Raw genomic sequence first — 25,270 nt, forward strand, 5'->3', positions numbered from 1 at the left:
AGTTTTTTCAGAGGATGATTTTCTATCATTTGATCCAATATTCTATCGTCAAAAGTGGCTGTCAGATTGGTTTGCATAAATGACGGGGAAACCGAATTGGATGTGATATTAAATTTCACATTCTCGTTTGCCCAAACTTGTGTCAGTTTTTCCAAATAGGCTTTGTTGGCAATATAGACCGACGAACCAATTGGAGGTGTGCTGACCAATGCCGCCGTTAAAACCGTGATTATTTTTCCTTGTTTTTTCTTTCTGAAACCGTTTAGGACTGCTTGGGTAATTTCAATAACGGGTAATATATTTTCTTTGAAATCGGTTAAAAAATCGTCTGAAGGTATTTTGTGGAAATGAGATTTTAAAAATGCGCCGTTGTAAGCGTTGTGTATCAAAACATCCAAATCAAATGGAATTATTTTGTCCGTAAATGTTTTTAGGGCATCGGTATCTCCAAAATCACATTGGATTGAAACGGCATTAGGAAACTCCAGCTCTAGTTTTTTGGCATTTACCTCCGAATTTTTATAGGTAAAATATACAGTATTACCGGAATCTTTTGCCAGAATTCTTGTAATTGCCTCCCCCAGTCCGGAAGCGCCTCCCGTGATTAATACATTCATTTGATTATTCCTATTTGAATTTTACCTTTAGCGACTGTTTTTGTTGTTGCATTTTTAAAATCAAATTTAAATTCAATGGCGTTGACCGATTCGTAAATTCCAATTATTTCTGCCTTGAATTGTAATTCGTCATTTAAATAAACCGCATTTTTAAACTGTATTTCTTGGGAATGGATAATGACATTTTTTGTTGGCAAGCATTCGCCAATAAAATAGGAAAGGAAACCATTCAAAATATTGCCGTGCATTACCTTACCTTTAAAACCTTTTTCGACAGCGAAATTTTCATCGGTATGCAAAGGGTTTGTGTCTTTGAATATTTGAATAAATCCGTTATATGTTTCATCGGAAACTATAAAATGTTCTTCAAATTTATCTCCCAATTTAAAAATCATATTCCCTTTTCTTGAATACAATTCAACATTTCCCCGACATTATTCCAACTTTGAATTTCTTTGGAAGTGAACCGTATTTTGAAATGTTTTTCGATGGCCACCACCAATTGGATATGGGTTAAGGAGTCCCATTCTTCGACATCATTTGCCGTCGTTGTTTCCTCAATCACCACATCCTCGTCATCAAGGGTGTCTATAAATATTGCATTTACTTGCTTTAAAATTTCATTTCTTTCCATAATCCTTATTTGCTGTTTATAAAACTTTTTCTTCTTTTGTGATTTTCAATATTCAATTCCCAATGGGTGTTGTTTTTTTCAAACCCTAAATTAGGATAATGCTCTTTTACCATTTCGTTTTTGGCAGTGGGCAAATATTCCCCTTTTAATCGAGTATATCCATTTTCTTTGGCAAAACTTGAAATGGTATTGAGCACAAAATTTTCCATTCCGCGTTTCAATACCCTGCAACTCATAAACCAGGTGTCTATAAATAAAGTCTCGCTGTTTTCTTGTTGTAAAATCACCACGCAGATTAATCCGTTGTCGCCAAATTTATCTTCAAGCGTAAAGGCAAAAGTAAAATAATCATCGGATACTACAAGCCTTTCGATATCGGCATCTGTATAACGGACGGTTCTAAGGTTAAATTGATTGGAACGTTGGGATAACTGCGCTACTCTTGGAGCGTTAAATTTATTGAACGGTTCAACCAAGGAAAGCATGTTAAGACTCTTCAAAAAATCATCTTCATTCGTGAATTTTTGTTGAATTGTGGCTCTTTGTGCTTCTATTTGGTATTGTTTGGTTCTCTCTGCATCTTCATTAGAAAAGGAAACGGTTTCAAAAAGATTTAAGGTATATAAATATTCCAGATAATCTGCCGGATCTTCGGGCAATTGGGGAACACAAATCTCGGGAATGTTTTCTCTGACGATATTTCTCTCGAAAGGATTGTCGTCTAAAAACACCATCGAGTCAAAACCGATATTTAAAATGCTTTGTATTTGCCGGATATTGTCGGCCTTGTTTTCCCAATTGGCAACAAAAACGGAAATGTCATCCATTTTCAAAACCATATCGGGATGTTTTTCAAAGGGCTCTTTGGCAACTGATTCTGTGTTTTTGCTGCAAACAGCCACTATGATTCCTCTATTTTTCAATTTTTTTATCCAATATTGAAACTCGGAAAAAGCTTTTCCAATTCCCAAACTGCCGATTTGGATATTTTCTATTCCGTCATCTCCAATGATACCGCCCCAAGTGGTATTGTCTAAATCTAGGATGACGCATTTTTTAAACTTGCCGTTTAGGGTGTTTATTAAATCGATGGTTTTGGTGGCTACCTTGGGCAAAACATCAATACTCAGAACCATTTCTGTATTGATGTAAACTGAAGTTTGGAAGAAATTGGCTTTTCCAACCTGGTTTTGAATCGAAGAAAGGTCACACAAATATAAATTGGGACTTTTTGATGCCAATACCATCAACTCGTAATTGAGTTTTCGCAATTGAAACAAAAAAGAAGACTCGGTTTTATTGGCATAATTCCCAAAAATGGAATCGTCAATCTCGGTGTAGTTATAATAAATCACCTTCGCATTGAGATTGTTGGTTAGATTGGAATAGATGTTTTCTATTGCTTCCAATTCAGTTGACGCAAACATTACATGTTGGGCTGGCTTGATTTTGTTGTATTTCCCTAATAACTTGTGGGACGATTGAAACACGATGACAATTTCTGGTGTGAATTCATACAATTCAGAAGAAAGATCATAAACTTGACGCTCGATTTGATTGAAATCGGCTTCCCATATTTCGAGATTGAAACCGTTATCATAACCCAACCCCCGCAATGTCTGCGTTAGGAACTGCGTGGCGGTATCGCCCAAAATCGCAACTTTGATGGCTTTTAAACCAGAAAAATCTTTTTTTAAATTCTTCTTTAATTGAGAAAAATTCTTCATTATTGATGTTTTGTTTTATTTATTAACTTTTATGTCAGCGAAGATAGTAAGTTCACTCTTTGATAAATGATTCATTTTTTAATCGATTCTTATTCCATATTAGATATTTTTATCTTTACAATTTCATCATTTTGTACATTTTTCCATAAATTTTTATAAAAATGGATTTTAACAAACATATATAAAATTATCATTTATAATTCACAATAAGTAATTGGAACTATTTATTGCTGAATTTTATAATGTCAACCTATCGGTAACGACTAGGGGTTGCACTAAAAACAAATACGACATTACTTAAGTGGTGTGCGGAAAAGTTTTATTTTATTTCTGATTGGCTTTTCGAAATACAAATAACTCAAAGAGGATAGTCCAACTAAAAAGAAAAGCCTGATAAAGAATCCTAAAGTAAAATCATCCTGATTGTCCAAATGTAAATATTTATTTAATCTATAATCATTTATCAAACACCAAACTGGATACTGTAAGATATAAATTCCAAAACTAATTTCTCCCAAAAAAACGAATACTTTATTATTAAATAGTTCTGATAATTTCCCTTTACTTAATGAAATAAAAATAATCAGAGGTACAAAAATAACAGATAATAATCCATTGTGATTGTTCAAATCAATAGGGAACTTAAATACTAAAAGAAGTAAGGCAATTACACCAAAAACATGAAAATTATAATTTCTATTTACAATATTTAATTTCTTAATAAAAAACAATCCAGCTAAATTTCCAATTAAAAATTCATTTAAACGCATTATTGGAAGATAATTTAAATCTCTATTGCTATACAGTGGGATTTCAATTATTTTATAAAAAACAATCAATTGAAATAAAATTTGAAAAAATAAACAAAATAGAATAATCAAATATGAAATGGTTTTTAGTGTGAGTTTTTTATATATATAATTAAACAAAAAAGGAAATGATAAATAAAAAAATAGCTCTGTAGATAATGACCATCCTGGATAATTATGACTAGTGGCCTTTCCTGGTATCCATGATTGTATCATTAATATGTTTAAAAATAGATCTTCTAAAGATGTGGAATTAATTTTTAAAATCAATAATAAAAATATGGCCAAAAAATAAACCGGATATACACGAGCCAACCTATTTTTAATAAAATCGTAAAATGGTACGTCTTTCTTATTATAATACGCAATTATCATAACAAATCCTGACAAAATAAAAAAATAACTTACGCCTACATCTGCTTGAGAAAAAATAAAAGACAAATACTTATTATTAAAGAGATAACTCCCTTGTCCATAATGAAAAATGACTATTGATAGAGCCGCTATGAATCTGGTAAATGTTAATTGTTCTATTCTCATTTTTTATTTTTTTTGTAAAATTTTTATTTAAAATATTTTATATTAAGATGATATTTTTTATTGACTCGAGCGATAAAGAATAGGCGAAGAAGTATGGTATTCCATCCTTAATTTGTTTTTATCAATTCAAATCATATCAATTTCATCTAAAACTGGAAATAAATAAACTGCTGGTTAGATCCCGCAAAAATGAATAGTATGACAATGAGTAAGTAATAAAATACCCATCGATATCCTCTAGATTTCCCATGAAATAAATTGGCGATGGCATATTGTTGTTCCCTGCCCATCCATTCTACAATTAGGAATAAAACCACCAAAATAAGGATTGGAATGCTTAAAACTTCTGTTTTGAAAGTGGGGAAACTGAAAAATGAAACTGAAAATATTCCCGAAATATAATGCAAGGCTTGGTCTATAGTATTAGATCTAAAAAAGATCCAAGCAAAAACAGTCAATGAAAAAGTAACGATTATGGATACGAATTCCTTTAAGGTTGGGAAAATTTTCCCCTTTGCCACAATCTCAAGATTGACCCTGTTGGTATTAAAAATAATGGAAGGCATGATAAATAGCGCATTCAGAAATCCCCATACCAAGAAAGTCCAATTTGCTCCATGCCAAAATCCGCTGACTAAAAAGATGATAAAAGTATTTCGAACTTTCATCCAAGTACCGCCTTTACTACCTCCTAACGGGATGTATAAATAGTCCCGAAACCAGGTGGAAAGCGAAATATGCCAACGTCTCCAGAATTCGGCAATATCCCGAGAGAAATAAGGAAAAGCAAAGTTTCTTAATAAATCTACTCCAAAAAGCCTCGCCGTTCCTAGAGCAATATCGGAATAGCCCGAAAAATCCCCATAAATTTGAAAAGCAAAAAATACCGCCCCTAACGCTAATGTGCTTCCTGAATAGTCCGTAGAATTCTCAAATATAATATTGGCGAATTTGGCACAATTATCGGCAATAACCACTTTCTTGAACAAGCCCCACAAGATTTGTTTTAATCCATCTACCGCTACAACGTAATCAAAAGTTCTTTTTTTCTGAATTTGTGGCAGCAAATGCGTAGCACGTTCAATGGGTCCTGCAACCAACAAAGGGAAAAAGCTAACAAAAACGGAATAGTCTATAAAATTCCTTTCCGCTTTGATTCGGTCTTTATAAATATCAATCACATAAGATAATCCGTGGAAAGTGTAAAAAGAAATCCCCACAGGAAGAATCACTTTTAAGGTCCAAGGGTTGACTTGCCATCCGAAATGAGAAAAAGCATCGGCGAAAGAAGTCGCGAAAAAATTATAGTATTTAAAAACGCCCAAAAAACCTAGATTTACGGATATACTGAGCCAAAACCAAAACTTTTTGCCGTTTTGGTTTTTCGCATCCGACATTTTCAAACCCGTGTAATAATCTAATACCGTAGAAAAAATCAGCAAAAACAAAAAACGCCAGTCCCAACAGGCATAAAAAAAATAGCTTGATACTAACAATAATAAATTTTGAAACTTATAGTTTCTGTTCATTACAAACCAATAAAGAATAAATACTATTGGTAAGAATATCGCAAAATTTAAGGAGTTAAAAAACATTTGTGTATTTTTATTTGTTTATTATATTTTTTTTAATTGCATTAAAAATCTTAATTCAAAACTCATATTTGAAATTTAATTTATTCAAGCTTAATTTTATTTCTTATTCGGATACTTTTATATATTTCTTTAAATCTGACGCTAATTTTTTTGAAAACAAATTAGTTCCTTTTAAGTTTAAATGTTCTGCGTTATAAAAGTAATCTCGGTTAAAACACATGGGGTCTGAACTGTAGTCTATAAAGGGAATGTCATATTTAGCAGCCATTTTCTTGTATAATGTTATAATTTCCGCCCTATTTGAAACAAAATTCTGACCGTCAATATGTTCCGGAGTATAAACAAAAATGATGTGTATCCCCCTCTTTTTGGTATCTGCCAAATAATTCTCAAAAAGGATTATTTGTTCTTTAATCAACTTTTGGTGTATGCCTTTTTTGGATTCCTTTACTTTTTCAAACTCATTAGTCCAGCTTTGATTAACATTGTAAAATCCTTTATACCTGTTTCCTTTGTTATGGGAAGGACGTAATAAAATGTTCGTTGCGCTGGTAATTTCTTTTGTGCTTCCATAGTATCTTACTAATGGTATATGGTAGTCCCACCAATTAAGCCCCTTGTAAGTCTTAATGGTTTTAAGGATGATTTCGTTATCAAAGTAGGGGTAAAACTGTTCATATTGATATAAATTTTCAATATCGCCTAACATGTGATAGTCGAGTGTCTGTATAATATAGGAAGGTTTTTCGTTTTTATCTAAAACCAGCTGATGCCTACAATATTCCATTTTAAAGGTGTATCCATCAATTCCTAAATTATAGGTAGATAAATGTAAAGTGTCTTCTACTATTTTCGGATTAACATGGGCTCTTGCTCTGGAGGTTCCATAAATTAATATTTTAGAATTTAAGTTTCCGGAAACCAAATCATTCCAAACTACAAAGTACTTATCCTTTGATTTTCTAAGCGATTGGGTTATCCAATAATCCCCCAGTTCTGCTAAAATAAATAACGGTATAAAAAATAATAAAATTGTTAATCCGAATTTCTTCATTTATGTTATTTTAAAATGGTAAAGGTAAAAAGCCTGCAACGGATTTAGATATTCAGATAAAAACGCACCAAAGTTTAAACTAAATTTTAACCCGTTGGGTGTAATTCAAAATTGTTTAATTTTTAGCCACATAGAAACATAGATTTTATGAATTTTGAAAGGCGTTTCACTTTATTTGAGAAAAACATAGCCATGTGAACCCAAGTATTGGGCTATCCAACTCTTTTTTTCTATGTTTCTATGTGGTTTAATTTTTTATTTATTCTATAATTTAAATTTTCATCAATTACACCCAACGGGTTAAATTTTATGTTTTTCTATTGGCGGATATTATTACTATTTTCATTTACTTGCTCATTGAAATATTGAGAATAGACTTTGGCTCCAAACGAATTTAAGTGTTCTGAATCTTGAAATCCCTTATCGGGCAAAGGAAAGTTTTTATTATCTAACCATTTAACATCCTTAAAGTTTTGATGTAAAATGGTTTTAAAAACACTTTCGCTATAGGAAACATCATAACTTTTATGCATTGGACTTCTTACTAAACAAACTTCCATTTTTTTATCCTGACAATACTTTACTAGTTTTTGCAAATAAAGTATATTATACGCTGAAATACTGTCTAATAATTTTCTTTTTTTATCAATAGAATCAGATTTCGGTTTTTCAATAATTTTATCCGTCGGCATAAATTTACCCATTCCTCCTTTTAGAATCAGATTCTTTTTATTCGTAAATAAACTTCCTATATTATCAAATAAACTCTTTGAAAAAGCATTAATAAAACCTGTGGAATTCTTTTTATACAACAATTGAATTGCTTCTTTATCTAATAAAACGCCGTAAGACTTTATTCTATATTGAAGATGAACATCGTCCCACAACCAATCATCCATGCCTTTATCAATTTGATTGTTGGTAAACTCTATAAAAACTTTTTTAATTTGCGGATTATTTTCAATTACTTTTTTGGCCTTATAATACGTATAAATGTATGCCTCTCCAGGTTCGCCCAAATTTACGGCATGCTGTATATATTCTGTATTGTAAGCATTTGCGGGATGGGAATGCCCAAAAATTAAGATGGAAATCTCCTTAGGTAATTTTAAATCCTCATCTTTAAATAGTAGATTTTTTTGCAAAACAACGTCCACAACAACAGTGACGATTATAATGCCTATAAAAAAAAACACTCTTAGAAGAAATTTTTTCATTATTAAAAATTAAAATAGATAAACACTTGTTCTTTCCCCGCAAAATAAAAGATAAAGGCAACCAATATCAAATAAAACATCCATCTGAATTTACTGCTCCAGCTGAAACCAAATTTTTGGATTGCAAAATCATTTTCTCTTCCTAGCCATTCAATCAGGAAAAAAGCAGCTGAGAGCAATAATGTTGTTAACGCTTTAGTTATCCCCCTGAATTGAGGCACTTTTAATAACGAACTCGATAAAATTCTTCCTATAATATCAAATGCCTGAGAAACACTATCCGATCTAAAAAAGATCCACGCAAAAACGGCAAGAATAAATGTTAATAGAATAGACCCAAAATCTTTTAGAGAAGGAAGTAATTTTCCCTTAGCCACAATATCTAAGTTATTTCTATTCGTATTAAAAATTATTGAAGGCATGATGTATAAAGCGTTCAGAAATCCCCAGACTAGAAAAGTCCAATTGGCTCCATGCCAGAAACCGCTAACTAAAAATATGATAAAGGTATTTCGAACTTTCATCCAAGTACCACCTATACTTCCTCCTAACGGGATGTATAAATAATCCCGGAACCAAGTAGAAAGCGAAATATGCCAACGTCTCCAAAATTCGGCTATATCCCTTGAAAAATAAGGATATGAAAAATTTTTAAGCAATTCGAAACCGAATAATCTTGCAGATCCTAATGCAATATCAGAATACCCTGAAAAATCCCCATAAATTTGAAAAGTAAAAAATACGGCTCCTAAAAATAAGGTACTTCCCGAATAGTTTGTGTGATCATCAAAAATCAAATTAGCAAATTCAGCACAATTATCTGCTATTACTATTTTTTTAAATAACCCCCACAAAATCTGACGTAGTCCATCAACCGCTCTCGAGTAATTAAAAACCCTAACTTTTTTAACCTGCGGAAGCAAGTGTGTAGCTCTTTCTATAGGACCAGCTACCAACAAAGGAAAAAAACTAACAAAGCAAGCATACTCGACAAAATTTTTCTCTGCTTTTATCCGGTCTTTATAAATATCAATCACGTAGGATAGTCCGTGAAAAGTATAAAAAGAAATTCCCACCGGAAGAATCACTTTTAGTGTCCAAGGGTTGACCTGCAATCCGAAATGAGAAATGGCATCGGCAAAAGAGGTTGCAAAAAAATTAAAGTATTTAAAAACGCCCAGAAAACCTAGATTTATGGATATACTGAACCAAAACCAAAACTTTTTGCTGTAAGAATCCTTGGATTCCGACATTTTTATTCCCGTATAATAATCCAATAAAGTAGAGAAAATGAGTAGAAACATAAATCTCCAATCCCAACAAGCGTAAAAAAAATAGCTCGATACAAGGATTAATATATTTTGAGATTTAAGATTTTTATTGGTAACAAACCAATAAAGCATGAAAACTATGGGTAAAAATAGGGCGTAATTTAGGGAGTTAAAAAACATATATAAGATTCTGTTTTATTTAATGGGTAACCTATTTAGAATACTCCTTTTTTGGTTTCGCTATTGAAAAATTGCTATTAACGAGTGAATTTAATGTTGTAGAAAACACTTTGGCTCCATTACTATTTAAGTGATCACAATTATAAAAATCCGTTTCTTTTAAAGGAAGATTTAAAAAATTCCAATATTTCAAATTAAATTTCTTTGCTAATTTGACAACGTCTAATTCATTAGCTTTTAATTGCTTTTGATTTAACATTTTTATGTAAGGACTATAACAAGGGGTAGTTACCAAAATAGGAGTAATTTTTTTTGATTGCAATTGACAAATGAAATCCTCCAGATCTAGTAGTATTTCCTCTTTTTCAGTTGAGTTTAAAACTAAATCATTAAAACTATCGGCTCTCTTTTTGTATTTTAATGCTGCCATTTGGTCATTATCTGTACCTTTAAAAGAAAACCATCCTTTGTAAATGGGTTTATTTAAGTCCACCCCTTTTTCCACATCAATTGCTTTAATTATTTTGTATTCTTTACTTCTATCTTTTTTTAAAAAATTTTTTGACACACTAAATGTATAGCCATAAATACGAGATATTTTTGACAGTACCGAAATCCCATTTTTATATTCTATCCCATTCCCATAATAAGACCAAGCATCTCTTTCAGATTGACTTGAAAAATATAATGAATGGTAGTCTATATTGATAATTACAAATTTTAAATTGGTTAATTTGTCAATATGTTTCATAACTAAGCGCTTATCAAAATATAGTGATTGACCGACATTAGCTAAATTATAAGAATATAAATCAAATTGATTTGGGTCAATTCCATACGTTGAATGGGAATTTCCTAAAATTATTAACTCTATGTTTTTTTGATTTAAAATTAGACCTTTTTCTTTTTCGGTATAGTCAGTATTTATTTGTCTTAAATAAACTTCAAAACATATAAAGCAAATGATAAAAGGCACCATGAAAATCATTAAATACTTTAAAAAAGTTTTCATAACTAAAATTGAAAATAAATAAATTGTTGTTCAGACCCTGAAAAATAAAGTATAGATATCGCTAACAAATAATAAAAAATCCATCTTATTCCCTTGGCCCATTTCTGTCCGAGATTAGCAATTGCAAATTGTTCCTCACGACCAAACCATTCAATTAAAAAAAAGAATCCTAACAAAAGGAACAATATAGCCGGTCTAACCGTAGGAACAGTAAAAAATGAATGACTAAATATTCTTAAGATATAACTAAATGCCTCATCAATCGTATTAGACCTAAAAAAAATCCAGGCAAATACCGTTAGCGAAAAAGTAACGATTATAGATGCGAATTCTTTTAATGTCGGTAGAGACCTTCCCCGAGCCACAATCTCAAGATTAGTTCTATTGGTGTTAAAAATAATCGATGGCATAATAAATAAGGCATTCAGAAAACCCCAAGCCAAGAAAGTCCAATTTGCTCCATGCCAAAATCCACTGACCAAAAAAATGATAAAAGTGTTCCGAACTTTCATCCAAGTGCCACCTTTACTGCCTCCTAACGGGATGTATAAATAATCGCGAAACCAAGTGGAAAGCGAAATATGCCAACGTCTCCAAAATTCAGCAATATCCCGAGAGAAATACGGGAAGGCAAAATTTCGCAATAAATCTACTCCAAAAAGACGTGCCGTTCCCAAAGCGATGTCTGAATAACCCGAAAAATCCCCATAAATTTGAAAGGCAAAAAATACCGCACCTAACACTAATGTACTTCCAGAATAGTCTGAATAATTATTAAAAATCCTGTTTGCATAATCGGCACATTGATCGGCAATAACCACTTTTTTAAACAACCCCCACAAGATTTGTTTCAATCCATCTACGGCCTTTGTGTAATCAAAAGTCCTTTTTCTCTGAATTTGTGGCAATAAATGCGTTGCTCGTTCGATGGGTCCCGCTACCAATAGCGGAAAAAAGCTGACAAAAACAGAATAATCTATAAAATTCTGTTCTGCTTTTATTCGGTCTTTATAAATATCAATCACGTAGGACAATCCGTGGAAAGTGTAAAAAGAAATACCCACAGGAAGAATCACTTTTAAAGTCCAAGGGTTGACTTGCCATCCGAAATGGGAAAAAGCATCAGCAAAAGAGGTTGCGAAAAAATTATAATATTTAAAAATCCCCAGAAAACCCAGATTGGTGGATATGCTTAACCAGAACCAAAACTTTTTACTTTTCTGATTTTTTGCATCCGACATTTTCAAACCCGTATAATAGTCTAATACCGTAGAAAAAATGAGCAAAAACAAAAAACGCCAGTCCCAACAAGCATAAAAAAAATAACTTGAAACTAATAACAATATATTTTGAAGTTTATAACTTCTATTCATTACAAACCAATAAAGTACAAAAACTATCGGTAAGAATAGGGCAAAATTTAAGGAGTTAAAAAACATCTATTCTTTTAATTTTTTATATTCACTTTCAAAACGAAGTGCAATTTGATGATTGTCAAAATTTTCATTGGCAAATGTAAAGGCATTTTTAATTTTTTCTTGATTTTTTTCTAATAGTGCAGCATTTATAGCTTCCACAAATCCTATTTCATTTCCTTTTTCTATTAAAAATCCGGTTTCTCCTGCCTTCACAATTTCAGAAATACCTCCCACGTTATAGGCCACTACGGCTGTTTTACAAAACATAGCTTCTAAAAGAACCCCCGGCAAACCCTCAATGATACTGGGCAAAACCAACACATCTGCTTTTGCAATATAATCCATAGGATGGGTAACCCAACCATAAAAAAGGACTGATGATTCCAGCCCTCTATTCTTTACCAGTTCATGAATTTCTTTTTTCAATGAACCATCGCCAAAAAGATGAAGATTGGCTTTAGGCTGTTTTTTTAAAAACTGCTCCCAAATGTTCAGCAAACCAATATGGTTTTTTTCAAACGTAAAACCGCCCACATGAATTACGTTAACAGACACTTGATCTCCGCTTTTCCAATGAACTTCTTGAATAGGCTGGCTTTCCACCCCTATCGGAATTACGACCGTTTTATCCTTAGTGGTCGGGAACAATCGGTTCAAATCAGTCTTAGAATGCTCCGAAACCGATATAATAGCATCGGCTTTTGAGTACAGAAATTGGTTGATACGTTTTGTGACATTCGATTTGATATAACTGCTGACCGTACTGGCATTTCTGGCCACTACCAACGACCTCCATCCAAAAAATTGTTTGGACAACACTGCAAATTTCAATGTATCTCCCGCATTGCATTGCACTATCTCGGGCTTGTATTTTTTTACTAGTTCAGCAAATTCTTTCCATCCGGCGAAATCAAACCATCGTTTGGACAAAGGTCGATTTAAATGAATAATTTGCCCCGAAAAAGGCAAATCGCTTTCCCCTTCAAACAAGCTAATCAAAATAACTTGATGCCCTAAGGCTTGAAGCTTTTCAGAAAGTTGGGCGGCAAAAATCTCAGCTCCTCTTTTTTGGGGTTTCTGTATGAGTTGGAAAATTATCATTTTTTTCTTACTTTATTTTTTTACCACAAAATTCTGTGTCGATTTCCAAATAAGTCTATAATTTATTGAAAAACTATTGCTTTTTCTATGTTTCTATGTGGTTCCCGTTTTTATTTACAAACACTTTTAAAATTATTTTTTACCACATAGATACATAGAAAATAATCAACTTTTTTAGAAGCTTCGCTTTTTATAGACTGTATAGCTATGAAAAAGTGAAACGTCTATGATTCCTAGAAAACTATCGTTTTTCTATGTATCTATGTGGTTCCAGCTTTTATTTACAAACACTTTTAAAATTGTTTCTTACCACATTGAGACATAGATTTTGTAAGATATTGAAAGAAAGTTTCACTTTTAGATAGATTCACTTCGTCTTTTTGACCTTTGGTATCGGGTCATAACTATGAGAAAGTGAAACGACTATGATTTCTTAAAAACTATTGCTTCGTCTATGTTTCTATGTGGTTTAAAAATTGACGCTCCCTTTGACGTTTATAATTTATTAATGATATTACAATTATTTTTAACTTTTAAACTTGTCTGTATTAGGAACAAATATATTTTAACCAAAAAAGACACAAAAATTTTATTCTTTTGGTAAATTTTTAAAATACTCATTGACAAAGGTTTTTTGACCTTCTTTAAAAATATTGAAACAATTAAAATTGATTAAAATTCCTTTAGGGGATTTTAAAAGTTTCATATAGTTTAGAAGCTTTGCTTCAAACATAGGATGAAATTCAAAAACAGCTTTTAATTCAACAATGATAGCATTTTCTACAAATAAATCACATCTAAAATCTGTTTCCAATTCTTTTCCTTTATATAGTACTGGAACTTTCATCTCTGATGAAAAATTTATTTTTCTATGTGTTAATTCTTCTTTTAAGCATTGGTGATAAACACTTTCCAGTAATCCTCTACCCATTATTTTATGAACTTCAATTGCTGAACCAATAATTTCATATGTCAACTCATCTAAATATTTTTGTGTCATTATATGTTTTTTTTTAGCACAGCAAATCTATGATTTTCTGTGAATCCTTCCTTTATCGTCTATGCAAAAACAAAGGTTTCTAGAATAGTTTAACACGTTGGGCGAAATTAAAAATAAAAAAATTGAACCACATAGAGATATAGAAATTATAGTTTTCTGTTAGAATTTGTAGGCACTTTGCTTTTCCATAGTATAGCTATGTAAAAAGCATCCCAATCTAGCCTATGTAAAAGCAAGGCTTTCTTGATTAATTTAGAATAAAACTATGTTTCTATGTGGTAAAAATAATATTTATACAATTAAAAATCAAACTATTCAATTTGTGGCAGGGGCTAATTTTTGATACAAATCAAACATCTTTTTATTTACAGATTCTATTTGAAAATTTTCTATAAAAATTTCTTTGCTCTTTTTAGCAAAACGTTCCCTTAAAGTGGCATCTGTAACCAATTGTGCAATAGCTTCCGCCAATTGGGTTGCATTATTAATCTCAAAAGTCAGAGCATTTTGGTTCGCTTCAACAACTTCAAGCATCATGGACAAATGCGTACAAATAATAGGTAAACCCGAGGCCTCCGCTTCTATCAGCACCCCAGGAAGCCCTTCAAATCGGGATGGAAAAACAAAAACGTCGGACATATTCAAGAGTGCGGGTATGTCGGTTCTGTGTCCCAAAAAAGTAACATTAGTATTGATTTTATTTTTAAGAACTTGTTGTTGGAGCAATGAGGTAGCCTTCCCTTCTCTACCTACAATGAGTAGATGAATTTTATCCAACACTGATTGAGGTAAAAGTGCCATAGCATCCAAAAGGACATCCTGACCCTTTTGGTATTCCTGACGTGCCACATTAATTAAAACCAGTTGATTTTCGTCAATACCAAATTCTGATTTTAACAACGGTGCCACTTCATAGCGGTCTGCCTTCCTGCCCCGTTGTACCACTGTCATTTTTTTGGGCGAAATATGAAGTTTTTTTTGATAATGTTCTGCCACCGAAAAACCATTCGGGTGAAAATGATCCGTACCTAAAAAACTAGTAATTATATCCAGCCAACGATAAATTTCCAATTTGTATTTTGTAACCCCGGGTTCTTTCAAGCGATTGGCACTATAGGTATGATTGACCAAACTTTCTAAATGCATGAAGGAACCATCGAATAATCGGATGGTACGAACCATTAAATTCGCATTAAACAATACAGAATGAACCACATCGGGTTTAAACTCGGCAATGATTTTTTGTAGTGCCTTTCGTTTTTCCCAAAAACCCTTTTGAGGCAAAGTAAAAATACTGTTTTTATCCAATCCGAAAACTTCTGGATCGTATTGCGGGTGCATGTCTTTTGTTTTACAAACACAGATTTCTACTCCGCTATCCTTTAAAAACCCAAACAATTCCAAGGTGGAAAATTCGGCTCCACCAGTAAAAAAAGAGTCAATGACTAACAGTATTCGCATAATTATTTTTTTCTAACTAACCGCTGACTGTCAATAAATTGCCAACCATTAGCCTGATTGTAGGTGTGTGTGGCTAAATTGTCTTTACTCCAATGAGGTAAAATAGTTTCAACCAATTGCTCCTTGTAACTTAAATCGTCCAAATACAAGATCTCATAAATTTGAAGAGCATAGCCATATTTTGGCGCTCCTAACTGTGCTGGACGAAAAGTTTTTCCATCTTTTTGAAAAATGCTACCCGCAGAGCGGCCTCCCCTCACATCCATTTTTATAGGACTGGAAGGATGCAATTTCCAAGCCCCTAAAGGCCCGTTTTCTAAGATATACAATTGCAGCAAGTCATTTGGACTTGTAGTAGCTCTGGATCGTTCAGAAGCAAAACAATACCATTTACCCAGATGCTCAAACGGAGTGACGTCAAATAATTTTTTCCCTGATACCAAAGTTTTGCTTACTTCCCAAGAATACGGAAAAGAAGTGGCTTTGTATAAAATGACATTTCCCGTTTCTCCTGTCTCTGGTATCATAAACCATTCCTTTTCATGCTGAAACACGAAAGGATAAGACATGTGAAAAGGCTCCTGAATTATGGTTTGAGGACTACTAAAACGTTTCTCCTCATTCAAATAGTGGAAACAGACAATTTTTCCCGGTTCTTTACCAATTATTTCTTCGGCAAACAACCACAATTCATTGTCATAAAAAACAGGAAAAGGATCAGCCCAACTCGTTCCTTTGGGTGGAATTAAATTTTGAAAACGATAGAGCGTTTCTTCAGAATTGTTTATTTTGGAATGGCTGATAATCCATTGCTCTTCATGAAAAAGAGTAGCAAAAGTTCTTTTGACAACTCGAATTCCAAAATTAAAAATAATAGATAATGTCTTTTTATTATCTGGATTTTTAAAAAGCGGATTACTGTAAAAATCGAAAATTTCCACTTCTGCTTTTAACTGACCATTTGCCAATTCCTTCAGTTTTTCTTCAAAAAGCCGAATTCCAATCTCAAATATAGTTACTTGATTTCGATGAAAAGATAACAAATCTGTTTTGGTAAATGCCCGCCCCAATACTTTTCCTCCGTCTAAATCTTCCGTAATTTGCTGCAAAGTTACTCCCGAAATCGCATCTTGCTGTACCACTTCCCAAAACCCAGGAGGACCGCCGCGGTTAATTTTATTGTCTCCGTGGTGCAGAGACCAAATTCCAAATTTGGGCATTCCTAAAATTGGACCTCTCAAAATCCGGAATCCAAATCGTAGTATGACGTCTGGTTGTTTTTCCCTTATAAATGAAAGGCAATCTTCGTCGAGCCAATCACTAAACTGTTTTTGTATTGGAAGGGTAGTATAAACCAAACTGGAATCCAGATTTAAAGAAACCGTTTGAAAAGGATTGCTTTTGGCCTTGAAAAATTTCCGGTCTGCCAATCTCAAAAGCCGATACAAAAAAGAGGAACTCGATTTTTTGCTGGCCGTATTTACCACGACACCGCTAATGATGAAATCAGGGGAATCAGAAACAAATGCAATAATATCAGCTACCCATTTTTTTACTTGTGAGCCGTCTGTTAGAATTAAAACTTTTATTGGTGGATTCATTAATACAAAAATTGCTGTTTTACCTACTATATAATTAAGATACACTCACATCCTCTTCCTCATCCTCCCAACCTCAAATTCTCTGCCTCTCTACCTAAACCTATTATCCTCAACCTCTCACCCCTCCACCTTACACTCTAAAGATTTTATTAATTTGTTCAATTCAAACACATTACTATCTATCATGGTACATAATTCCAAAACTTTAGTAGCTTCAAAATAGTGTACTCTTTTTCCATAGAGAAGATGATTTTTAGTTTCGAATGCACTTCCTCTCGACATAATATAAAATCTTTTTTTATCCAATGAAGAACTCCTTCCAAAACCTTCCGAAATATTGGCTGATATAGATAATGCGGCCCTTCTTAATTGACTGGTAAGTCCATAATCCTCACTCCTTGGCAAACGCGAAGTTAAATGAAAAATATGCTCCGCAATATCCATCGACAATTTCCAAACGGTCATATCTTCAAAACTATAATAACCCATAAACTAATTTTTAAATCAAAATCTTCTTAACCTCCAACCTCTTCCTCATCCTTTCAACCTCATCCTTTCAACCTCAACCTCTTCCTCATCCTTTCAACCTCTTCCTCAACCCCCATAATACTCCTTAAACCATTTAATAAATTTCGGAATCCCTAATTCCAAAGGCGTAGTGGCTTTATATCCTAATTTTTCAATTTCTTGAGTATTCGAATAAGTGGTCACTACATCTCCTTTTTGTGGAGGCATAAAATCATATTGAAATGGAGTTCCCAACTCTTTTTCCAGTAAATGTATAAAATCCATAAGGGCAACGGGACTTCCTTTTCCTATATTCAGAATTTGGTAGTTTTTGTCATTCGATTCACTTTGGGAAACCAAAACAATTCCTTGTATAATGTCATCGATATAGGTAAAATCGCGACTTTGTTCTCCATTGTTAAAAACCTTGATAGGTTTGTGTTCCATCCCCGCCTTAGCAAACAGTACAGGAGCCATATCGGGTCTTCCCCAAGGACCATATACCGTAAAAAAACGCAATCCCGTAACTCGCATTTGGTACAAATCAGCATAAGCATGTGCCATGACTTCATTGCTTTTTTTGGTGGCTGCATAGAAACTGACCGGCAAATCCGTATTTTGATTTTCCGCAAAGGGAATCGTATCGGTGTTGCCATAAACGGAAGAACTGGAGGCAAAAACAAGATGTTTCACCGGAAAATTCCGACACGCTTCCAACATATTATAAAAACCTATAATATTACTGTCTATGTAATCCCTTGGATTAGTTATAGAATACCGTACGCCTGCTTGGGCGGCAAGGTGAATTACAATATCGAATTTTTGTGTGGCAAATAAGGAGTTCAAATTCCCGGCATCTTGAATATCGAGCAAAACGAATTTTATGTTATTCTTTCCATCTACCGTTTTATTGTATTCCAGATCATCCCTGTTGATTCCCAATTCCGCCAAACGGGCATATTTCAAATCAGTTTGATAATAGGCGTTAATATTATCCAAACCTATGACTTCATGACCCAAGGAAGCAAATTTTGAAACGGCATGCATTCCGATAAATCCCGCGGCACCAGTAATAAGTATTTTCATGTTATTATTTTAAAGTAATAAAAAAACAGTTTAGGAAACAGGATAATTTACATACCCTCCACTACCCTTGTAGCTAATTATTTTTGCAGGGTTACCTGCTACCACAGCATTATCGGGAATATCAAAATTAACAAAGCTCAAGGGGGCGATTAGAACATCATTGCCAACAGTAATACCACCAACCACAACTGCATTGGCTCCGATCCAAACTCTATCTCCAATTTTTGGACACCCCATATTCTTACCTCGATTCACATTTCCAATTGTTACTCCTTGATGAATATTGCAGTTTTCGCCAATGGTAGATTTATTATTAATGACAATGGTTCCATAATGAACCATAAATAATCCTTTGCCCATTTTACAGGTATAAAATATCTGAAATCCGTATTTTACCTGCATCTGTTTGTTCCATATTCTAAATATCAAGCCTAGAGGATGAAACTTTGAGAAATACTGACACCCCCTTATCGTAAACATAAATCTTAAACCTGGCGAAAACAATAAACTCCGCAAGGTGTTATTAGAATTCTTTCGGTACCGAGGGGCATCCTGCAACAAAAAGGAAAAAATTTTAGCCATCCACCAAATATTAAAAATTTATATTATTGCTGTATCGAATAAAATCGTGATAAATGAGAATTATATTTTAATTTTTCTATGCCCCATTCTCCCTGATAAAAAATGAAAAAAAGCGAGAAAAAATAGTTTAAATCCGGTAAATCCAGCTCTAAATCCATGTTTAAATCTTAAAATTTGTTTGAAAAAAGAATAAAACAAGACCGTTAAAAATGCTCTTTTTAATTTATTCCCATAATATATATATAATATATTTCTTGTGGAATAATATTCCCTAAACAAAGCACTTTTTGATTTTTTCTGAAAAGTTCTGGATGGTAATTCCAAACGATTAAAATTCAACCTATGTTTTAAATAAAACTTCTTATCAACTAATAATTTGTAACCCAAATTAATAATTTTAATATCAAAATCTAATTCTTCAAAACCGTAAAATAATTTTTCTTCTGGCACAATCCCAGATTTCAGAATCATAGCTCCGTTTACTATTTTTGACATTCCTCCTGCAATAGTATCTACTTCTATTATTCCTTCTGATTGAAGTTCAGCATCGGAAACTCTATTGATAAACCCCGTTTTTCGATTAAAAAATTGCCCTACTACTCCCACGCAGCCACATTTTGGGTCTGAAAGAGCGGTTTTTAGTAAAATCTCAAAAGTGTCCTCAAAAACGGGAGGATCATCATCATCACCCCAATAAATCCAGTCATAACCCTCATCCGCCAAAATACGCAATCCGATTCCGGCCGCTCCCGCAGGGCCTGAATTATATCCTACTCTATGATAGATGACTTTCGGATTATTAAAATCCTTTATTAATTTCTCTGTATGATTAGTAGTGCTGTTATCAACAATAAGTATTTTTTCGGGCGGAACGGTTTGAGAAAATATCCTTTGAATGGTATCTAACAATATGGACTCTCTCTCATAAGTCATTATAAATCCGGCAAATTTTATCATAAAATGATCTAATTAATATACTTTTCTATTTCGTTTCAAAACTTCTATTTAACCATTTAACAATATTAAAAATCTTTCTATACTGCCAACGATATTTAAAAGGATCCAATACGAAATCGCTTTTTTTAAAATCTTTTATCCAAATATTTGATTTTAAATTTTCATAAGGCTTTGCCGTAAAACAAACCTTATTATCTAAATCTAATGCGTCAAAAGCATACAAATCGGCTTCTTTGACTAAATACGCATCCGAAAATTTAAAAAAAAGATTCTCGTAATTGATTCTTTCTATACGTTTATTCCATTTCGTGATACATTCCTCTTCATCTTTGTAATGTAAAAAATGAATTTCTATATCTTTCAAAACACCAATTGGGTAGTGTGTTTTTGTTTCATTTCGCTTTATATTGGCAACTTCATAAAAGGAATTCTCCTTAAAGGAAAGAGCACAGGACATATATTCTTTTAAATTTAAGATTAATTTTAGGTAACAATCAGAATATATAAATACGTTCACCGTTGGTGAGTTATATTCTAATCCTAAATCCATATATACTCTTCCTCCCCAACAATCATTAGAAATAATGGTGAAATTTTTATTTTTATTTTTTCTTCTTACTCCGTAGCGATACCATTTTTCTAAAGCAAGTGAATGTAAAACATCCATTTTCTTGGCAACTGTTTTTATAATCTTCATCAGCTTAATTCTTATTGTTTTTCCAAATGAATTGTCCTGAAAATTTATTCATGGAAAACACATACTGCATTAGGCTCTTAAAATTAAATGGATTGTCTAAAAAGGATTGTCTGAAAAGTTGGTGTCCCAGTTTGTAATCCTTTAATCGAATAGCCGCTACGGCAGTCGTATTCAAATAATTCAATTTGTCCTGTTTATAGGTTTCAAAATAATCTTTATGCTTTTCTAAAACATAAAGGTTAGAATCAATTTTATTTTTTACATTAAGACTTCCCCCATCTTTTGAAAGCTCATAGATAAATCCTTTTGATTTTGTAAATCTTTTGTTCGCTTTCATTTTGAAACATCGCAATCTAAATTCCGTAAATTCGCCAAATTTTAAATTTTTATCCAAACTTCCTATGGAAATAAAAAAGGAAGTTCTAACACAAAAAGTACCCGCCAAATACAACCCATCATCAGTATATTTATTTTCCTGATAAGGATATAATGCCTTAACTGTTTTTGTTTTGTTTTTATCCAAATCGATTACTTCCATGTCACAAAAAACAAGGTCAACCTCTTTAGATTCTTCTATTTCTTTCTGAAAATTATTTAACCAATCCTCAGTTACATAATCATCCGAATCTAAAAAAACAAGATAGTCTCCAGTTGCAAGTGAAGCACCGTGATTTCTTGCGGCACAAACCCCTTTGTTTTCTTGGTAAACATATCGAATTCGGGAATCATTAAATGCCGAAATGACTTCTTTTGTATTATCAACAGAACCATCATCGACAACTAGTATTTCAAAATGGGAAAAAGATTGTGTCAACACTGAATTAATTGCCCTCTTAACGATAGGAGCTCTATTATAGGAAGGAATGATAATAGAAAACAAGGTTTGAGTCATCTTTTATATATTGAAGTTAATTTCCTAAATATCCTTAGAGAATTTGTTAAGCAAACTAATATTACATTTTGGAATATCTAAATCTTGAAAATAGACTTAACATAGGAGAAATGCTTGACCGATCTATTATAATTCTTTAAAAAAGCTTTTATTTTACTTTTATTAACAACAATACTTATATCCAAATTTTCATTTTTGGAAAATAATACCTTTTTGCATGAAACGTAAAAATACAATTGAACGCATCGAAAAAACAACTTAAATAAGTATTTCTTATATTGAGTACGATTTTTAAAATTATTAATTTCATAAGCCGTTAATAAAGGAAATGAAGCTGAAATCCCCGCTTTTAATCTCAAGTAATAAGCCCTATCCAGTCTGTGTTTCTCTATAAAATGCTTAAAATGTAAGTTATCCGTATAATATAAATCATAGCCTAATAACTGTACAACATAACATAGTTCAACATCTCCGCCAGAACTTAAAGAATCTCCTTTTCGATCACTTAGTGCACTTTTAAAACCTATGCCCGGTAATTGCAAAAGGGCTCCTTTCAAAAAAAAACAAGCAGCACCATAATGGTAACTCAATCCATTCTGAACTCCATTAGTCTTTCCTAACGTACCAACAGCATAGGAATGGGAAAAATTTTCAAACCAATCAGGTTTATCTGCTTCAAAAACAGGGCTACCTAATCCTCCTAAAACTCCTATTTTAGGATTTTCATTGAAGTATTTAAATCCTATTTCCAAATAATCTGAGGCTAAATAATTATCATCATCACAAAAAAGCACAATATCATACTTAGCCTCAAACACACCCTTCCAACGGGCATTACTTAAACCAGGATTAGATTCGTTTACAATTCGCCAATCTAAATCACTTCCTTGGAGATTGTTTTTAACAACTTGAATCGTATCGTCTTTAGAAGCATTGTCAACCAATATTAATTCATAGGGAGATAAAAACATTAAATTACAGATGCAAGACAAAGTTTCTGGTAGCCTTTTAGAACCATTATAGGTGCAAATAACTATGCTAATCCCATTATACATATCTAATATTTCTTAAAATAAAATTAAAAAAACTTCCTTGTATTTTGCCAAATCGATATATATTACGATAATAAATATGGCGCTTAAAAATGTGATTCAGTGCTTTTTTTCTGAAGGTCTTACCATAACCCATTTTGTCGAAAAAATCAAGAAACTGGGGATAGAATGAACTAAAAACTTTCTCAATGTCATCTCTGCTATACCAATAACGAAAGCTTAGATAGGAACACATTGCTTCAAAATCACTGGAGTTATATTCTTGCAATGACTTTGCCGTTTCCTGATGAAAAAACGTAATGGATTCCTCTATCCTATTTTGCATAATACTTACTCCTAATGTTCGAATAAAAATTTGTTCCAGCTCCTCTTTAGCATCAAATTTGTAATCAATATTCAAAGGGCTTTCAATTGAAATTCTTGTGTCTTTTTTGTGTGCTCTTTGGATTACCGTTTTTAAGGCGTCATACATTATAAATGGATTTCGGCTCATGCTATTAAAAGAATACCTATAATAGACCAATGATTCTTGAATTGCTTTTTGACTTCCTCCAACTTTTACGGCTCGAATCCAAAAATCCCAATCTTCGGCACTTTTTAACGTTTCATCAAAAAATCCCGATTTATGAACTAGTTCTTTACTAATGCAAATGGAATGGCAGGGGCCTAGATTTCCTTTAAAGATTTCAAAAAGCAAGGATTTTTTTTCAGCAACATTTACATGTCCTAATATTCTTTCTTTACCCTCCGTAATATAGGTGTAACCATACTGAATCAGTTCATTATCATTGCTTTCTTTTGCAACGAAAGCTACTTTCTCTAAACAATTTGGATATAAAAAATCATCCGAATCCAAAAAAATAAATCGTTCTCCAATAGCATTTCGAATTCCATGATTTCTTGCTGATGACAGTCCTCCGTTTTCTTTTTCTATCAATTTAATCCGAGAATCTATTTTTACATATTTATTTGTAATTTCAGATGTTCCGTCAGTAGAACCGTCATTAATAACTATTGCCTCCCAATCTTGATAATTTTGCACTAGTAATGAATCTAGGCAATCCGGCAGAAAATGTGCCTGATTGTAGCAAGGGATGATAATGGAAAAAAAAGCCATTCTTTTAAATTTTGAATAAAGATTGATACTGATTTACCATCTTGTCGATGTCAAACTGTTCTTTGATTCGGTTTCTGTTTTGCAAACCTATTTGGCTTCTTAAATCGGAATCATTGATAAGTTGTAATATCATTTGTGCAAACGAAACTTCATTATAAGATTCTACAAGAAAAGGATAATCTTCACCCAAGGCCTCAATAGCTCCGTTAATTTTAGTGGCAACAACTGGTAAACCTACCGCCATACATTCCAAAATTCCGTTGGGAAGACCTTCCTTCATGGAGCTAAAAACGCCAATATCAGAGGAAACAAGAAGTTCATAAACATTGGTAACCATTCCGACACAATTTACGGTATCTTCTAAATGATTATCAGCAATATATTGTTTGATGGTAGATGCGGTATCTCCATCTGACCCCGCCAAGACTAACTCTATGGACTTTGTATTATTAGTTTCAACAATTATTTTCCAAGCTTTCAAAAGGGTAATATGATCTTTGTAGCCGTGCAAATTAGCTACCATTACCACCCTTATTTTTGATGAAGCAGTAGGGCGGATTTGAAATTCTGGCAATACTACTCCGTTATGAAGAATGGAAATAGGACGTTTGGTATAATTTTTTAGAAACAAAGCTCCTTCCAAACTATTCGAAATGATTTCAGTAACAGAATTTAACGCTTTAACTTCCCAAGTTGTTCCTTGAAACATTCTTCCTTCATCACGTTGGTTCCAAAAAGAAACCTTTGCGCCCGTTAAACGCCAACACCTTGCAACGGCAACATTGGGAAGGTAGGTAAAAGGCACTATCACTTGAGGTTTCAAACTTCGAAGGATTCGAATAAACTGGATATTATATCGAATATAATTTAAAAAAGACCTCAAACTATTTGAAGGCAATAACAACTTAGCGTTAAAACCCGTTAAATGTAAATGAACTCCTGCACTCTCGAAATTTCCCCAATACGATCCTTTTTTTGAACCAAAAGACAGCACATGGACTTCGTAGCCTCTTTCAACCAATCCTTTAGACAAATAAAGGGCTTGGGTTTCTGCTCCACCTCTTCCGGTATCATTTAAAACAATCACTATTCGATTTGGTTGCTTCATAAATTTTGTAAAAATTACTCTTTATAATCTGATTC

24 protein-coding genes are annotated in these 25,270 nt (G+C 32.8%); all 24 read right to left on the bottom strand.

Translation table 11 applies throughout. From position 1 onward, the window contains the following. Positions 1-617: SDR family NAD(P)-dependent oxidoreductase (locus DB895_RS08730; protein WP_133242661.1), on the bottom strand; the 617-nt coding region annotated here is incomplete at its 3' end. Continuing rightward, positions 614-1,012 carry a MaoC/PaaZ C-terminal domain-containing protein gene (locus DB895_RS08735; RefSeq protein ID WP_116724988.1) on the bottom strand — a complete coding sequence of 133 codons (399 nt, stop codon included), beginning with the start codon at positions 1,010-1,012 and terminating at the stop codon, positions 614-616. The genes DB895_RS08735 and DB895_RS08730, both read right to left, overlap by 4 nt. Further along, positions 1,009-1,251, bottom strand: a complete 243-nt coding sequence (locus DB895_RS08740) for an acyl carrier protein (protein WP_116724989.1) — start codon at positions 1,249-1,251, stop codon at positions 1,009-1,011. The genes DB895_RS08735 and DB895_RS08740 overlap by 4 nt, the downstream gene beginning before the upstream one ends. Positions 1,252-1,256: 5 nt before the next feature. After that, complete coding sequence (locus tag DB895_RS08745) at positions 1,257-2,978, bottom strand: HAD-IIIC family phosphatase (protein ID WP_116724990.1); 1,722 nt, start codon at positions 2,976-2,978, stop codon at positions 1,257-1,259. Between the two features lie 293 nt (positions 2,979-3,271). Then, a complete protein-coding gene (locus DB895_RS08750; protein ID WP_116724991.1) occupies positions 3,272-4,327 on the bottom strand; it encodes an acyltransferase family protein in 1,056 nt (351 codons plus the stop codon). A 146-nt stretch (positions 4,328-4,473) separates the two neighbouring features. After that, positions 4,474-5,922, bottom strand: a complete 1,449-nt coding sequence (locus DB895_RS08755) for an MBOAT family O-acyltransferase (RefSeq protein WP_116724992.1) — start codon at positions 5,920-5,922, stop codon at positions 4,474-4,476. A gap of 103 nt (positions 5,923-6,025) precedes the next feature. Beyond that, entirely contained in the window at positions 6,026-6,976 is a 951-nt protein-coding gene (locus DB895_RS08760; RefSeq protein WP_116724993.1) for a hypothetical protein, read from the bottom strand. Between the two features lie 317 nt (positions 6,977-7,293). Further along, positions 7,294-8,193: a hypothetical protein gene (locus DB895_RS08765; protein WP_116724994.1), complete on the bottom strand. Its 900-nt coding sequence runs from the start codon at positions 8,191-8,193 to the stop codon at positions 7,294-7,296. A gap of 2 nt (positions 8,194-8,195) precedes the next feature. Then, entirely contained in the window at positions 8,196-9,644 is a 1,449-nt protein-coding gene (locus DB895_RS08770; RefSeq protein ID WP_116724995.1) for an MBOAT family O-acyltransferase, read from the bottom strand. A 31-nt stretch (positions 9,645-9,675) separates the two neighbouring features. Then, entirely contained in the window at positions 9,676-10,656 is a 981-nt protein-coding gene (locus tag DB895_RS08775) for a hypothetical protein (protein ID WP_116724996.1), read from the bottom strand. Positions 10,657-10,658: 2 nt separating this feature from the next. Next, the gene (locus tag DB895_RS08780; RefSeq protein WP_116724997.1) at positions 10,659-12,095 is read right to left on the bottom strand and encodes an MBOAT family O-acyltransferase; all 1,437 of its coding nucleotides are present in this window, start codon (positions 12,093-12,095) and stop codon (positions 10,659-10,661) included. Continuing rightward, positions 12,096-13,175, bottom strand: a complete 1,080-nt coding sequence (locus DB895_RS08785) for a glycosyltransferase family 4 protein (RefSeq protein ID WP_116724998.1) — start codon at positions 13,173-13,175, stop codon at positions 12,096-12,098. Between the two features lie 589 nt (positions 13,176-13,764). Then, entirely contained in the window at positions 13,765-14,175 is a 411-nt protein-coding gene (locus DB895_RS08790) for a GxxExxY protein (RefSeq protein ID WP_116724999.1), read from the bottom strand. A gap of 315 nt (positions 14,176-14,490) precedes the next feature. Next, on the bottom strand, positions 14,491-15,636 hold the full coding sequence (locus tag DB895_RS08795) for a glycosyltransferase family 4 protein (protein ID WP_116725000.1): 1,146 nt from the start codon (positions 15,634-15,636) through the stop codon (positions 14,491-14,493). A gap of 2 nt (positions 15,637-15,638) precedes the next feature. After that, positions 15,639-17,237 (bottom strand): glucosamine inositolphosphorylceramide transferase family protein, encoded by a 1,599-nt coding sequence (locus DB895_RS08800; protein ID WP_116725001.1) that lies wholly within the window; start codon positions 17,235-17,237, stop codon positions 15,639-15,641. A gap of 117 nt (positions 17,238-17,354) precedes the next feature. Then, entirely contained in the window at positions 17,355-17,726 is a 372-nt protein-coding gene (locus DB895_RS08805; protein ID WP_116725002.1) for a four helix bundle protein, read from the bottom strand. Positions 17,727-17,831: 105 nt separating this feature from the next. After that, entirely contained in the window at positions 17,832-18,830 is a 999-nt protein-coding gene (locus DB895_RS08810) for an NAD-dependent epimerase/dehydratase family protein (RefSeq protein ID WP_116725003.1), read from the bottom strand. A 30-nt stretch (positions 18,831-18,860) separates the two neighbouring features. Further along, positions 18,861-19,412, bottom strand: a complete 552-nt coding sequence (locus DB895_RS08815; RefSeq protein ID WP_116725004.1) for a serine O-acetyltransferase — start codon at positions 19,410-19,412, stop codon at positions 18,861-18,863. Positions 19,413-19,472: 60 nt separating this feature from the next. After that, a complete protein-coding gene (locus DB895_RS08820) occupies positions 19,473-20,369 on the bottom strand; it encodes a glycosyltransferase (protein ID WP_116725005.1) in 897 nt (298 codons plus the stop codon). A 25-nt stretch (positions 20,370-20,394) separates the two neighbouring features. Next, positions 20,395-21,066, bottom strand: a complete 672-nt coding sequence (locus tag DB895_RS08825; protein WP_116725006.1) for a DUF1919 domain-containing protein — start codon at positions 21,064-21,066, stop codon at positions 20,395-20,397. A gap of 4 nt (positions 21,067-21,070) precedes the next feature. Further along, entirely contained in the window at positions 21,071-21,958 is an 888-nt protein-coding gene (locus DB895_RS08830; protein ID WP_116725007.1) for a glycosyltransferase family 2 protein, read from the bottom strand. A gap of 77 nt (positions 21,959-22,035) precedes the next feature. Beyond that, positions 22,036-23,013 carry a glycosyltransferase gene (locus DB895_RS08835; protein WP_116725008.1) on the bottom strand — a complete coding sequence of 326 codons (978 nt, stop codon included), beginning with the start codon at positions 23,011-23,013 and terminating at the stop codon, positions 22,036-22,038. After that, positions 23,006-24,127 carry a glycosyltransferase gene (locus DB895_RS08840; protein ID WP_116725009.1) on the bottom strand — a complete coding sequence of 374 codons (1,122 nt, stop codon included), beginning with the start codon at positions 24,125-24,127 and terminating at the stop codon, positions 23,006-23,008. Before DB895_RS08840 ends, DB895_RS08835 begins: the two co-directional genes overlap by 8 nt. Positions 24,128-24,131: 4 nt before the next feature. Continuing rightward, positions 24,132-25,235 (bottom strand): glycosyltransferase, encoded by a 1,104-nt coding sequence (locus DB895_RS08845; protein WP_116725010.1) that lies wholly within the window; start codon positions 25,233-25,235, stop codon positions 24,132-24,134. Positions 25,236-25,270 lie beyond the last annotated feature (35 nt).

It is taken from the genome of Flavobacterium psychrotolerans, from assembly GCF_003097635.1.
Classification (GTDB): Bacteria; Bacteroidota; Bacteroidia; order Flavobacteriales; family Flavobacteriaceae; genus Flavobacterium; species Flavobacterium psychrotolerans.